General features: G+C 74.2%; 11 protein-coding genes. 3 read left to right on the top strand and 8 right to left on the bottom strand.

Features of this window, described 5'->3' with window-relative positions:
• The first annotated feature begins 114 nt into the window (after positions 1-114).
• Complete coding sequence (locus ACH4B3_RS16390) at positions 115-2,358, top strand: MMPL family transporter (RefSeq protein WP_398463513.1); 2,244 nt, start codon at positions 115-117, stop codon at positions 2,356-2,358.
• Between the two features lie 207 nt (positions 2,359-2,565).
• Complete coding sequence (locus ACH4B3_RS16385; protein WP_398463512.1) at positions 2,566-3,660, top strand: calcium:proton antiporter; 1,095 nt, start codon at positions 2,566-2,568, stop codon at positions 3,658-3,660.
• 30 nt (positions 3,661-3,690) lie between these two features.
• Here ACH4B3_RS16385 and ACH4B3_RS16380 read toward each other — a convergent pair whose 3' ends face one another.
• The 8 genes from ACH4B3_RS16380 to ACH4B3_RS16345 all read right to left on the bottom strand — a co-directional run bounded on the left by ACH4B3_RS16380 (position 3,691) and on the right by ACH4B3_RS16345 (position 12,173).
• The gene (locus ACH4B3_RS16380) at positions 3,691-4,362 is read right to left on the bottom strand and encodes a GntR family transcriptional regulator (protein WP_398463511.1); all 672 of its coding nucleotides are present in this window, start codon (positions 4,360-4,362) and stop codon (positions 3,691-3,693) included.
• 42 nt (positions 4,363-4,404) lie between these two features.
• On the bottom strand, positions 4,405-5,787 hold the full coding sequence (locus tag ACH4B3_RS16375) for an aldehyde dehydrogenase family protein (RefSeq protein ID WP_398463510.1): 1,383 nt from the start codon (positions 5,785-5,787) through the stop codon (positions 4,405-4,407).
• Complete coding sequence (locus ACH4B3_RS16370) at positions 5,784-6,785, bottom strand: proline racemase family protein (protein ID WP_398463509.1); 1,002 nt, start codon at positions 6,783-6,785, stop codon at positions 5,784-5,786. The genes ACH4B3_RS16375 and ACH4B3_RS16370 overlap by 4 nt, the downstream gene beginning before the upstream one ends.
• 17 nt (positions 6,786-6,802) lie before the next feature.
• Entirely contained in the window at positions 6,803-7,711 is a 909-nt protein-coding gene (locus ACH4B3_RS16365; RefSeq protein ID WP_398463508.1) for a dihydrodipicolinate synthase family protein, read from the bottom strand.
• A gap of 70 nt (positions 7,712-7,781) precedes the next feature.
• Positions 7,782-9,278 (bottom strand): NAD(P)/FAD-dependent oxidoreductase, encoded by a 1,497-nt coding sequence (locus ACH4B3_RS16360; RefSeq protein WP_398463507.1) that lies wholly within the window; start codon positions 9,276-9,278, stop codon positions 7,782-7,784.
• Positions 9,259-9,573: a (2Fe-2S)-binding protein gene (locus ACH4B3_RS16355; RefSeq protein ID WP_398463506.1), complete on the bottom strand. Its 315-nt coding sequence runs from the start codon at positions 9,571-9,573 to the stop codon at positions 9,259-9,261. Before ACH4B3_RS16355 ends, ACH4B3_RS16360 begins: the two co-directional genes overlap by 20 nt.
• Positions 9,574-9,600: 27 nt before the next feature.
• Positions 9,601-10,755, bottom strand: coding sequence for an NAD(P)/FAD-dependent oxidoreductase (locus ACH4B3_RS16350; protein ID WP_398463505.1), 1,155 nt, complete (start codon positions 10,753-10,755; stop codon positions 9,601-9,603).
• Between the two features lie 47 nt (positions 10,756-10,802).
• The gene (locus ACH4B3_RS16345) at positions 10,803-12,173 is read right to left on the bottom strand and encodes an aminopeptidase P family protein (protein ID WP_398463504.1); all 1,371 of its coding nucleotides are present in this window, start codon (positions 12,171-12,173) and stop codon (positions 10,803-10,805) included.
• 131 nt (positions 12,174-12,304) lie between these two features.
• Here ACH4B3_RS16345 and ACH4B3_RS16340 point away from each other — a divergent pair, with 131 nt between their 5' ends.
• Positions 12,305-14,047 (top strand): ABC transporter substrate-binding protein, encoded by a 1,743-nt coding sequence (locus ACH4B3_RS16340; protein WP_398463503.1) that lies wholly within the window; start codon positions 12,305-12,307, stop codon positions 14,045-14,047.
• Positions 14,048-14,055: the final 8 nt, after the last annotated feature.

The following is a 14,055-nucleotide window of genomic DNA, read 5'->3' as shown; positions in this document are numbered from 1 at the left end:
CGTGTGCCTTCAATGCGGAGGAGTCCCGGTCTTCCGTACCCGGCCAGCGGAGCACGGCGGCCGCCGGACTCCGCGCGGCGGCCGAAGGAGCCCCGCGCCCCGCCGGGAGGGCGCATGCCGGTCTCGCACCAGCCCCCGGAACCGGCCGGCCGCACCCCCAGGTCCGGCCGGGCGCTGCGGGCGACCGGGCGGTGGTGCGCCCGGCACTGGATCGTCGTGATCGTGCTGTGGCTGGCCGCCCTGGCCGGGCTGCAGGTCGCGGACCGCGCGTGGGGCGGTGACTTCACCGACGACTTCTCCCTGCCCGGCACCCAGTCCCAGGACGGCCTCGACGTCCTCAAGGCGCACGACCCCGAGGCCGGCGGCTACAGCGCCCAGATCGTGCTCCATGACGCCTCCGGGCCGCTCACCGACGTCAGCGGTCAGGTCTCCTCTGCGGTCACGGCCGTCGAGAAGCTGCCCCACGTGCTGTCCGCCCAGAACCCGCTGCCGGCCCCCGGGAGCGCCCCGCCCACCCTTCCCGCGGGCACCCCCGACGTGGGCCCGCTCTCCGACGACCAGCGGACCGCGTACATCACGGTCCGTTTCGACGTACAGCCCTCCACCCTGGGCTCCGGCTACCTCGACGGCGTCGACCAGGCCGTGCGGCCCCTCCGGCAGGCGGGTGTCGAGGTGGAGTACGGCGGGCCGCTCGGTGAACTCGCCCGCCCGCCGGCGGACGACCGGGACAGCGAGGCCATCGGCTTCGGTGTGGCGATCCTGGTGCTGCTCATCGGCTTCGGCAGCGTGCTGGCCGCCGGACTGCCGCTGGTCACCGCGCTCATCGCGGTCGTCTGCGGGCTGGGTCTGCTCGGTCTGCTGGCCGCCGCGTCGGTCTTCGCCACCGTCTCCCCCACCCTGGCGACGATGATCGGGCTGGGTGTGGGCATCGACTACGCCCTGTTCCTGGTGACCCGCCACCGCCAGAACCTGATGGACGGCGCCGATCCGGTGGACGCCGCCGCGAACGCCACGGCGGGCAGCGGCAAGGCGGTCCTGGTGTCCGGCTGCACGGTGGTGATCGCGCTCACCGGCCTGTGGGTCTCCGGCATCTCCTTCATGGGCAAGCTGGGCGTGGCCGCCGCGGTGACGGTGATCACCGCGGTCCTCGGCGCCCTCACCCTGGTCCCCGCGCTGCTGGGGCTGATCGGCCGGCGCATCGACCGGTACCGGGTACGCACCCCCGTCGCGGAGACGGGCGCCCGGCCGGGTGAGGAGCCCCAGGGCACCTGGCACCGCTACGCCCAGCGGGTCGAGCGCCGCCCCTGGTGGTTCCTGGCCGGCGGGGTCGTCATCCTGTCGGTGCTGGCGATCCCGCTGTTCTCCATGCGGCTGGGCCACATCGGCGACGGCGCCGACCCCACCTCGTTCACCGACCGGCGCGCCTTCGATCTGATGTCCGACGCCTTCGGGCCGGGGTCGAACGGCCCGCTCACCATCGTCATCGACCAGAGCCAGGTCCCCGAATCGGACCGGTCCGGCCTGGCCGACCAGGCCCAGAAGGCCCTCACCGACGTCCCGGACGCCGCCTACATCACGCCCCTGAAGGCGACCCAGGACGGGGACGTGCTGATCGGCACCGCCTACTCCACGGCCGCGCCGCAGGACGCGAAGACCACCGACCTCGTCAAGCGGCTCACCGACGACGTGCTGCCCCAGGCCGTCTCCGGAACGGCGGCGGACACCTACCTCACCGGGACGACCGCCGCGCAGATCGACTTCCTGGAGATCGTCGCCGACCGTCTGCCGCTGATCATCGCGGTGGTCATCGGCCTCGCCTTCCTCGTCATGCTGACCGTCTTCCGCGGCCTGCTGGTCGCCCTGAAGGCCGCCGTGCTGAACCTGCTCTCCATCGCCGCCAGCTACGGCGTGGTGGTCGCGGTCTTCCAGTGGGGCTGGGGCGGGCCCGCGCTCGGCGTCTCCGGCACCGTCCCGATCGAGAGCTATGTGCCGATGATGATGTTCGCCATCGTCTTCGGGCTGAGCATGGACTACGAGATCTTCCTGCTCACCCGGGCCCGGGACGCCTGGCTGCGCACCGGTGACGCGAAGGCCGGCATGGCGCACGCGCTGGAGATCACCGCCCGGGTCATCACCTGTGCGGCCCTGATCATGGTCAGCGTCTTCGCGGCCTTCCTGCTCAGCGACAGCGTCGTGGTCAAGATGCTGGGGCTCGGCCTCGCGGCGAGCGTCCTGATCGACGCCACCGTGGTCCGGCTGCTGCTGGTGCCCGCGGTGATGACCCTGCTGGGCCGGGCGGCGTGGTGGATCCCGCGGTGGCTGGACCGGGTGCTGCCACGGGTCGACGCGGAGGGCTGAGGCCGCCCCGCGGCGGCTCCCGGGCCGGCCCGCGCGGCCGGCGCCCGTCCGGCGCGGACCGCCACCCCCGGCCAGGGCGGCCGGCACCCGGGGCACAGGGCGGTGGGCGGGGCCGGGTACCGGGGCGGGTGGGGCCGAAGGGGCGGCTGCGGCCGCGTGCCGTGTCGCTCGGGAGGCGTTCCCTCCCCTCTGAGGGACGATCACCTCATGGCTGTCCCGAAACTGGTGGATAAGTGGACGGTGATCGTCCCCGTCGCCGCCGTCGTCCTGCTCGTCCTCACCCTGGGCCGGGACCTGGCGGGCGCCGCGGTGGCACCGGTGGCGCTGATCCTGGCCTCGGCGGTGCTCGCCGCGGTGCACCACGCGGAGGTGATCGCGCACCGGGTCGGCGAACCGTTCGGCTCCCTCGTCCTCGCGCTCGCCGTCACCGTCATCGAGGTGGCGCTCATCGTCACCCTGATGGTGGACGGCGGCGACAAGAGCGCGTCGCTGGCCCGGGACACCGTCTTCGCCGCCGTCATGATCACGTGCAACGGCATCGTCGGCCTCAGCCTCCTGATCGGTTCGCTGCGCCACGGCATCGCGGTCTTCCGCGCCGAGGGCACCGGTGGCGCGCTGGGCACCATCGCCACCCTCTCCACCCTCTGCCTGGTCCTGCCGAACTTCACGACCACCGCCCCGGGCCCCGAGTTCTCCGCCCCGCAACTGGTCTTCGCGGCCATCGCCGCCCTCGTGCTGTACGCGCTCTTCGTGGCGACCCAGACCGTCCGCCACCGGGACTACTTCCTGCCCATCACCCGGCACGGCGAGGTCATCGACGCGGAGTCGCACGCCGAGGCGCCGTCCCTGCGGGCCACCTGGGCCAGTCTCGGTCTCCTCGGGCTCGCGCTGATCGCCGTGGTGGGCCTGGCCAAAGTCATCTCCCCCACGATCGAGTCCGGGGTGGCGGCGGCGGGCATGCCGCACGCCGTGGTGGGCGTCGTCATCGCCCTGCTGGTCCTGCTCCCGGAGACCATCGCGGCGCTGCGGGCGGCCCGCCGGGACCGCGTCCAGACCAGCCTGAACCTCGCCCTCGGCTCGTGCATGGCCAGCATCGGTCTGACCGTCCCGGCCGTCGCCATCGCCTCGTACTGGCTCTCCGGGCCCCTGATCCTGGGACTCAGCGCGACCCACATGGTGCTGCTCGCGCTGACCCTCGTCGTCTCCACACTCACCGTGGTGCCCGGCCGCGCCACGCCTCTGCAGGGCGGCCTGCACCTGGCGATCCTCGCGGCCTATCTGGAACTCGCCGTCACCCCGTGACGGCGGCGCCCGGGCGCGGGCGCCGCCCGGTCAGCCGCCCTCGGGCGCCGCCCACAGCGAGCGCACGTGCCCCAGGTGCCGGCGCATGCACGCCTCGGCCCCCTCGGCGTCACCGGCCAGCATCAGGTCCAGCAGTTCGAGGTGCTCCTCGGCCGAGGGGATCAGCCGGTTGCGCTCGTCCAGTGCCGTCAGGCCGTACAGCCGGGAACGCTTGCGCAGGTCGCCGACGGTCTCCACGAGCCGGTCGTTGCCGCAGAGGGCGAGCAGCGAGAGGTGGAACTGCCGGTCGGCCTCCAGGTAGCCGATGAGGTCGTGCTCGCGCGCGGCCCGCACGATCTCCTCGGCCACCGGCCGCAGCGCCTCCAGGGCGTCCCGGTCGGCGGTCCTGGTGATCCGGCCGACCGTGGGGATCTCGATCAGCGCCCGGATCTCGGTGTACTGGTCCAGGTCGGTCTCGGTGACCTCGGTGATCCGGAACCCCTTGTTGCGGACGGGCTCGACCAGCCCCTCCCGGGTCAGGTCGAGCATCGCCTCGCGCACGGGAGTGGCGGACACCCCGAAGTCCTCGGCGAGGCCGGGGGCCGAGTAGACCTGGCCCGGCCTCAGCTCTCCGGCGATCAGGGCGGCCCGCAGGGCGTGGGCCACCTGGTCGCGCAGTCGCTCCCTGGCCGTGATGAGGGTGCGCTGCTGCAGGTGAGCCATGGTGTTCCCTCCGTACCGCGGTGGAACGGCCATTGTACGATGTCACATTGCCTTGGCCGGTGACAGCGTGTAGGTGCGGCTCGCGGTGTAGAACTCCAGAGCCGCGGCGCCCTGTTCGCGCGGGCCGTGGGCGGAGGACTTGGCACCGCCGAACGGCAGGTGGAAGTCGACGCCGGTGGACGGCGCGTTGATCCGGATCATGCCCGTGTCCAGCCGGTCCAGTCCGTGCAGCGCCAGGTCCAGGTCCGCCGTGTGCACCGAGGTGACCAGGCCGTACGGCACCTCGTTGGTCAGCCGCACCGCGTGGTCCAGGTCGTCGGCCGGGAGCAGCGCGGCGACGGGCCCGAAGACCTCCTCCCGCAGCAGCCGGTGGCCGGTCGGCACCTTCTCCACCAGGGTCGGTGCCGCGTACCAGCCGGGGGCGTCGGGGATGGTGCCGCCGGCGATCACCGGGACCCCCTCCCATGCGTCGGCGACCTGTGCGCGGGCGTGCTCGGAGACGAGCGGCCCGCACACCGTGGCGGCGTCGGCGGGGTCTCCGACCGGCACCGCCCGCAGCGCTTCCGCGAGCGCTTCGCGCAGCGGGTCCAGCACCGACCCGACCGCGATCACCCGGCTGGTGGCGGTGCACTTCTGCCCCGCGTATCCGGCGATGGCGGCGGCGATGTGCGCGGCGGCCCCCGCCACGTCGGCGTCCGGGAGCACGATCGCCGCGTTGAGGCCGCCCATCTCCGCCTGGACCGGCACGCCCCGGGCGGTGGCCGTGGCCACCACCGCCCGGCCGGTGGCGGTGGAGCCGGTGAAGGAGACCACGTCGGCGGCGGAGACCACGGCGTGGCCTTCGGCGGCCCCGCCGGGCACGACCGCGCACACCCCGGCGGGCAGGGCCTGCCGGACGATCTCGGCGAGGCGCTGGGCGCACGCCGTGGCCTCGGGTGCGGGTTTGAGGACGACCGTGTTGCCGGTCGCGAGCGCCGGGGCCGCCTTCCAGCTCGGGATGGCGTAGGGGAAGTTCCAGGGGGTGATCAGCCCGGCGACGCCGTGCGGACGCCGGCGGGTGAGCAGCAGGCCCGGGCCCGCGGCCGTCTCGTGGACGGCGCCGGACGGCTCGTAGGGGGCTTGGGCGTAGTACCGCCAGATCGCGATCGTCCGGGCCACCTCGGCCCGGGCCTCGGCGAGCGGCTTGCCCACCTCCCGGACGGCGAGGGCGGCCAGTTCCTCCGCTTCGCCCTCCAGGGCGGCGGCGACCGCGGTGAGCGCGGCCGCGCGTGCTGCCGCGCCGCCGTGCAGCCAGCCGGGCTGGGCGGCGCGGGCCCGCTCGACGGCGTCGACGGCCGCGAACGCGCCGGGGGCGGCCAGTTCCACGACGACGTCGGAGGGGTCGGCCGGGTTGCGCGAGACAACCGGCGGCAGGGTGGTGGTCACAGCAGGAATCCTCCGGGAAAGGGGTCGTCCGGGTCGAGCAGGTACTGGGCGGTCGCGGTGATCCAGGCGCGGCCGGTGACGGTGGGGACGACGGCCGGCACCCCGCCGACCTCCGTCTCCCCCACCAGCCGGCCGGTGAACCGGGTGCCGATGAAGGACTCGTTGACGAAGTCCTGGTGCAGCGGCAGCTCGCCCCGGGCGTGCAGCTGCGCCATCCGCGCCGAGGTGCCGGTGCCGCAGGGCGAGCGGTCGAACCAGCCGGGGTGGATGGCCATGGCGTGCCGGGAGTGGGCGGCGTCGGAGCCGGGGGCCGCGAGATAGACGTGCTTGACGCCGCCGATCTCGGGGCTCTCGGGGTGGACGGGCCGGTCGGTGGCGTTGATGGCGTCCATCACGGCCAGCCCGGCGGCGAGCAGGTCGTCCTTGCGGGCGCGGTCGAACGGCAGGCCCAGGGCGTCGAGTTCGACGAAGGCGTAGAAGTTGCCGCCGAAGGCGAGGTCGTAGGTGACCTTGCCGTGGCCGGGGACGTCCACCGTGCGCCCCAGGCCCACGCAGAAGGCGGGCACGTTGGTGAGGGTCACCGAGGTGGCGGCTCCGTCCCGCACGGTCACGTCGACGGACACCAGCCCCGCTGGGGTGTCGAGGCGGACCGTGGTGACCGGTTCGGTGACCGGCACCATGCCGGTCTCGACCAGCACCGTGGCCACTCCTATCGTGCCGTGCCCGCACATCGGCAGCAGTCCGGACACCTCGATGAACAGGACGCCGTGGTCGGCGTCCGGCCGGGTGGGCGGCTGGAGGATCGCGCCGCTCATCGCCGCGTGGCCGCGCGGCTCGTACATCAGCAGGGTGCGGAGGTGGTCCAGGTGCTCGATGAAGTGCAGCCTGCGTTCGGCCATGGTGGCGCCGGGGATCACCCCCACGCCCCCGGTGATCACACGGGTGGGCATGCCTTCGGTGTGCGAGTCCACGGCGTGCAGGACATGGCGAGTACGCACGGAGATCCTTCCGGTGGTCAGCGGTGGCCGTCGGCGACGGCCTTCTCGGTCGCGGTCCGCACCGCGTTCCGGGTCTCCCCGGTGAGCGGGGCGCGCGGCGGCCGGACCGGGCCGCCGCGGCGCCCGACCAGGTCCATCGACAGCTTGATCGACTGGACGAACTCGGTCTTGGAGTCCCAGCGCAGCAGCGAGTGCAGCGACCGGTACAGCGGCCGGGCGGTGGCCAGGTCACCGGCGACGGCGGCGTGGTACAGCTCCGCGCAGGTGGCGGGGAAGGCGTTGGGGTAGCCGGCGATCCAGCCGACGGCGCCGGCCACGGCCAGTTCCAGCAGTACGTCGTCGGCGCCGATGAGCAGGTCGAGTTCCGGGGCGAGCTCGGCGAGTTCCCAGGCGCGTCGCACGTCGCCGCTGAACTCCTTGACGGCCACGATGTGCCCGTCGCCGTGCAGCCGGGCCAGCAGGGCGGGGGCGAGGTCCACCTTGGTGTCGATGGGGTTGTTGTAGGCGACCACCGGCACTCCGGCGCGGGCCGCCTCGGCGTAGTGGGCGCGCACCGCCTCCGCGTCCGCGCGGTAGGCGTTGGGGGGCAGCAGGAGGACCGAGCCGCATCCGGCCTCGCCGGCCTGCTCGGCCCAGCGGCGGGCCTCGGCACTGCCGTAGGCGGAGACCCCGGGCATCACCCGGGCTCCGTCGCCGGCCGCCTCGACCGCGATCCGCACGACGCGGGCCCGCTCGGCGTCGGTGAGCGTCTGGTACTCGCCGAGGGAGCCGTTGGGGACCACGCCGTCGCAGCCGTTGTCGAGCAGCCAGCGGACGTGCTCGGCGTAGGCGTCCTCGTCGACGGAGAGGTCCTCGCGGAGCGGCAGCGCGGTGGCGACCATGATGCCGCGCCAGGGTCGGTCGGCGTTCCAGGTGGTGGCGGTCATGTGAATCAGCCCTTCTGCGGTGGGGACATCGTGTCCGGTGGTCCGGTGGTCCGGTGTACGGGGAAAGCGGTCAGTCGCCGGCTTCGGCCGGGTCGCCGGAGTCGTCGTCGAGGGCGCCGAGCGCGCCGAGCGGGACGGGCACCGAGAACGGGCGGCGTTCGGTGGACGTCGGCACGCCGTCGCCGGCGGTGAGGCAGGCCACGGCCGCACCGCACATCCGGCCCTGGCACCAGCCCATGCCGGCCCGGGTGAGGAGTTTGGCGCTCCGCGCGTCGCGGGCGCCGAGACCGGTGACGGCCTCGCGGATCCGGCCGGCGGTCACCTCCTCGCAGCGGCACACGTCGGTGTCGTCGGTCAGCCACCCGGGCCAGCCGGGGCCGGGCGCGTGGGCCGCCGCCATGGCGTCCGCGAAGGCCCGCATCCGGTCCCGGTGGCGGCGCAGCCGCCGGACCCGCGGTGCTCCGGTCAGCGCGGGCCGGCCGAGGAGCCGGGCGGCGACGGCGATGCCGGCCAGTTCGCCTTCCGCGCGGGCCAGTCGGGCGCCGCCGACCCCGCCGGTCTCCCCGGCCGCCCACACACCGGGCACCGAGGTCTCCTGGTGGTCGTCGAGGACGAGGGCGGCGGTGGCGTCCGGGGTACGGCGGGTGGCGCAGCCGAGTTCGACGGCGAGTTCGATCTGCGGGGCGAGGCCGTGGCCCACCGCCAGCGCGTCGCACGGGATCCGGCGGTCCGTGCCGGGCACCGGCCGCCAGTCGGCGTCGAGCCGGGAGACGGTGACCGCCGTCACCCGTGCCCCGGCTGCCGGCTCCGTCCCGGCGGGGGACGCCCCGTCGCCGCCGTGTACCGCGGTGACCGCGCTGCGGGTCCGCAGCCGCACCCCGTGGCGGAGCAGGGCGGAGCCGTGGATTACCGCCTCGGCCGCCTTGTGCGGGTTGACGGCGAGGGCCCGCGGGTGCCGGGCGTAGCGCAGGTAGCCGGACGCCTCCACCACCGCGGGGACGCGCGCCCCGGCGGCGGTGAGCGAGGAGGCCACGGCGAGCAGCAGCGGTCCGCTGCCCGCGACGACCACCCGGCTGCCGGGCAGCACCAGGCCGGACTTGAGCATCGCCTGGGCTCCGCCGGCCCCCACCACGCCCGGCAGGGTCCAGCCGGGGAAGGGCAGTTGGCGCTCGTAGGCGCCGGTGGCGACGAGCAGCGCCCGGGCCGGGATCCGCACCGGCCGGCCGTCCGTTCCGTCCGCGCCGGTCACCGCGTGCACCGTCCACCGGGCGTCGCCGCCGCCGTCGGTCACCGCCCACACGTGGTGGCCGGGCAGGTGGACGGCGCCGCTGTGCTCCAGGCGCCGGCGCAGCTCGGCGAAGGCCCGCCAGTCGTGGTGGAGCGCTTCCGGCCGGGCGGCGCCGAGGGCGGGGTCCGGGGTCCGGTAGAACTGGCCGCCGACCGTGTTGGAGGCGTCCAGCAGGGCGACGGACAGTCCGTGGGCGGCGGCGGCGACGGCGCCGGCCAGCCCCGCGCAGCCCGCGCCGATGACCGCGAGGTCGTACGGTTCAGACGGCGAGGCCGGCATGTCCGTGTCCTTCCTGGGTGGTGATCGCGTCTCCGGGGCGGGCCGGTACCAGGCAGGCCCGCCGGTTGGGTTCCCCGTTGATGGTGGCGAGGCAGTCGTGGCACTGGCCGATGCCGCAGAACGCGCCCCGCGGGCGGCCGCCGGCGCGCGTGGTGCGCCAGGCGACGATGCCGGCGCCCCACAGCGCGGCGGCGACGGTCTGTCCGGGCAGGGCGGTCAGGGTCCGGCCGTCCATCGTGATCTCGAACGGCGGACCGGGTTCCGCCCCGACCAGTTCGGCGGGGGTTCGGGCCACGGTGGCCCTCCTCTCGTGGCGTCGGGCTCAGGCGGCGGAGGCGAAGCGCTCCGGCCGGAACGGGGTGATGTCGAGCGGCTGTGCGGCGCCGGTCAGGGACCGTGCCACGACCAGCCCGGTGGCGGGCGCCAGCCCGATCCCCGCGCCCTCGTGGCCGCAGGCGTGCAGCAGTCCGGGGACCCGCGGGTCGGGGCCGATCGCGGGCAGGTGGTCGGGCAGGTACGGGCGGAAGCCGGGGTAGGTGCGGATCGCCCGCACCCGGGCGAGGACCGGGAAGAGCGCGACGGCCTGGGCCGCGAGCCGGCGCAGCGCCTCCGCCGACAGGGACCGGTCGAATCCGACGCGTTCCCGGCTGGCGCCGATCAGCACCGGCCCGGCCGGGGTCCCTTCGACCACGCCCGAGGTCTGGAGGGCGGCGGATCCGCTGGCCACGTCGGCCACGTAGTCCGCCGAGTAGACCTTGTGGCGGACCACGCGCGGCAGCGGCTCGGTGACCAGGACGAAGCCCCGGCGGGGCAGGACGGGGAGGTCCACGCCGGCGAGGCGGGCGAGGTCACCGCCCCAGGTGCCGGCGGCGTTCACCACGTACGGGGCGTGGATCGTGCCGGTCGCCGTCCGCACCCCCCGCACCTCGCCGGCCGCTCCGGTGAGCAGGCCGGTGACCTCCTCGCCGAGCCGCAGCCGGATCCGGTCGCCGCCGGCCCGCAGCAGTTGCGCGGCGGCCAGGGCCGGCATGACCTGGGCGTCCTGGGGATAGTGGAATCCCCCGGCGAACCCGGCGGCGAGGTGGGGTTCCAGGTCGCGCAGCCGGTCCGCCGGAACCTCCTCCGCCGTGACGCCCGCGGTGCGCTGTCCGGCGGCGAAGTCCCGCAGCGCCGCCATGCCGCTCTCGGCGGAGGCGACGACCAGCCCTCCTTTGGGCTCGTACTCGATCGCCGCCGGGAGCCCGTCCGGCAGTTCCCGCCACAGACGGGTGGAGAGCAGGGCGAGCGCGAGCTCGGGGCCCGGCTCCTTGTCCGACACCAGGAGGTTGCCCTCGCCGGCCCCGGTGGTGCCGCCCGCGACCGGCCCCCGGTCGAGCACGGTGACCCGGAGGCCGGCGCGGGCGGCGTAGTACGCGCAGGCGGCGCCGATCACACCGGCGCCGACGACGAGGACGTCCGAGGAGTTTCTCGTGAGCACGGCAGTAATATTTCACATTGCACAGGCCGTGCCAAGGGGCCGCGCGGTCAGGCGTCCATCAGTCCGCCCATCCACTCCTCGATCGCGTCCGGCGTCCGCGGCAGCGCGCCCGACATCAGCCGGGCCCCGTCCGCCGTGATGACCAGGTCGTCCTCGACCCGCACCCCGATGCCCCGCAGTTCGGCGGGGAGCGTCTCGTCGTCCGGCTGGAGGTAGAGCCCGGGCTCGACGGTGAGCACCTGCCCCTCCTCCAGCACCCCGTCGAGATACGCCTCGGCCCGCGCCTGCCCGCAGTCGTGGACGTCGAGGCCGAGCATGTGCCCGCTGCTGCACAGGGTGTAGCGGCGATGGAAGTCGCCGTCGGCGTTCTTCAGCACCCCCCACTCCGCCAGCCCGTCGGCGATCACCCGCATGCACGCCCGGTGGAAGTCGCGGAAGCTGGCACCGGGCTTCAGCGCGGCGATGCCCGCCTCCTGCGCGGCGAGGACGAGGTCGTAGACCTGGCGCTGGACGGAGGAGAACCGGCCGGAGAGCGGGAGCGTGCGGGTGATGTCCGCCGTGTAGAGGGAGTCGGTCTCCACGCCCGCGTCGAGCAGCAGCAGTTCCCGGGAGTCCAGCGGCCCGTCGTTGCGGATCCAGTGCAGGGCGCACGCGTGGGCGCCGGCGGCGGCGATCGTCTCGTAGCCGGTGCCGTTGCCCTCGGCCCGGGCCCGCAGCCCGAAGACGCCCTCGATCCAGCGCTCCCCGCGCGGGTGCGCCAGGGCGCGCGGCAGCGCCCGCACCACGTCCTCGAAGCCGGCGGTGGTGTGGTCCACCGCCAGTTGCAGCTGACCCACCTCCCAGGCGTCCTTGACCAGCCGCAACTCGCTGAGGACGGTGGCGAGCCGGGTGTCGGACGAGGCGTCGCGCCCCGGCGGCAGCGCCCCGTACGCCTCCAGGCGCTCACAGCGGATGCCGGCCATCCGCTCCGCCTCGTCGAGGTCGGGGCGCCGCCCGACCCAGAACTCGCCGTACCGGCGGTCCCGGTAGAACCCCTCGTCGGAGCGGGGCGAGCGGGGGCGGACGTACAGCACCGCCTCGTGGCTCCGCGGTCCGTCCGGCTCCAGGACGAGCACATGGCCCGCCTGGTCCTCCCCGGTCAGCCCGGTCAGCCACGCGTAGGCGCTGTGCGGCCGGAAGCGGTGATCGCAGTCGTTGGAGCGGACGGTGAGACCGCCCGCGGGGACGATCAGCCGCTCGCCGGGGAAGTGGGCGGACAGCCGGGCGCGGCGGGCCGGCGTCAGGTCCGCCACCGGCAGCCGGATGTCCCGGGGCAGCGGGGTCGCGGCCCAGTGGGCGGACATGAAGGCGGCGAGTTCCGGCGAGACCGGCAGATCGTGACTCACCTTGCGGATTTCGGTGACCGCTGGTCGGTCCATGAGAGCCCCTCCTCGGGCACGGGTGGGTAACGGCGAGACCTACACCTTGTCAGTACCATTTCACATTACTATGTTACCGGTCACATTCCAGCCACGTTCCGGCTGTCCGACTGTTCACGGAGTGACCCCTGATGAACAAGCGCACCTGTACCGCCCTCGCCGCCGCCGTCGCGGCGGCGCTCGTCCTCGGCACCGCGGGCTGTTCCGACGGCCGGCGGTCCGGCGGAGGGAACGGCAAGAACCCCGCAACCGCCAACCTCGGTGCGGTGATCGGCGGCACCCCGCAGAAGGGCGGCACCCTCACGGTGCTGTCCAACACCGACTTCACCCACCTCGACCCGGCCCGCAACTGGGTGATGAGCGACATGGAGTTCGGCACCCGGCTTCTGTACCGCACCCTGGTCACCTACCGGGCGGCGCCGGGGACCAAGGGCGGCGAGCTGGTCCCCGACCTCGCGACCGACCTCGGCACACCCTCCGACGGCGCCCGGACCTGGACCTTCCGCCTGAAGAAGGGGATCCGGTACGAGGACGGGACGCCGGTCACCGCCCAGGACGTCAAGTACAACGTCGAGCGGTCCTTCTCGCCGGACCTGCCCGGCGGCGCCGACTACGCGGCCCGCTACCTCAAGGGCGCCGAGGGCTACCGGGGACCGGCCGAGGGCAAGCACCTCGACTCCATCCGCACCCCCGACGACCACACCATCGTCTTCGAACTGCGCAAGCCATTCGCCGAGTTCGCCGACGCGACCGTCATGCCGACCTTCGCGCCGGTGCCGCGGGAGAAGGACACCGGCCCCGGATACGACAACCGGCCGTTCTCCTCCGGCCCCTACAAGATCGAGACGTACCAGCGCAACAAGAAGCTGGTCCTGGTCCGCAACCCGCACTGGGACCCGGCGACGGACGGGATACGCAAGGCGTACCCGGACCGGCTGGTCATGGTGATGGGGCTCAAGCCCAACCAGATCGACGACCGGATGATCGCCAGCCAGGGCGCGGACGCCTCCGCCGTCCCCTGGTACGCGCTGCGGCCGGAGAGCGCGGCCAAGGTGCTGCCGAACGCCGGGGTGCGCGAGCGGCTGCTCGCCGAGTCGACCAACTGCACCGACATGCTCCAGATGCACACCGGACGCGCCCCGTTCGACGACCCCCGGATCCGCCGGGCCGTCCAGTACGCGCTGGACAAGGAGGTCGTGGTCACCGCCTCCGGCGGCCCGGCCTTCAACGACGTCTCCACCGCCTACATGCCCGCCACGCTCTTCGACGGAAAGCAGCCCGACACCCTGAGGATCCCCGCCACCGGAGACGTGGAGCGGGCCAAGCGGCTGCTGGCGGAGGCGGGCAAGCCGGACGGCCTCAGCACGAAGCTGACCGTCTCGATCGGCGACAAGGGGCGGGGCGAGGCGATCCAGCAGGCGCTCGGCAAGGCCGGCATCAAGGTCACCATCGAGACGGTCGACCCGTCCGCGTTCTACGCCACCATCGGCGACACCGCCGGCCGCACCGACCTGGTCTACACCGGCTGGTGCCCCGACTACCCCTCCGGCTCCACCTTCCTGCCCTTCGTCTTCGACGGCCGGTACATCAAGGAGAAGGGCAACACCGGCAACCACTCCCTCTTCCGCGACGACGCCACGATGCGCCGGATGGACGAGATCGCCGCGATGACCGACGCCGGGAAGGCGGCCGCGGCCTGGCGCGACCTGGACGGCGACATCCTCGCCCAGGCCCCGGCCGTTCCGGTGCTGGTCCGGCGCTGGCCGCTGGTGGTGGGCGACAACATCGCGGGCGCGTACGGGCACACCTCCTTCGGCGGCCAGCTCGACTACGCCTCGGTCGGTCTCAAGGACCCCGCCAAGGCCCAGGGCTGAGGGGCACC

This window comes from Streptomyces sp. NPDC018031 (assembly GCF_044327625.1).
Classification (GTDB): Bacteria; Actinomycetota; Actinomycetes; order Streptomycetales; family Streptomycetaceae; genus Streptomyces.
This window is presented reverse-complemented; position numbering and strand designations above follow the sequence as displayed.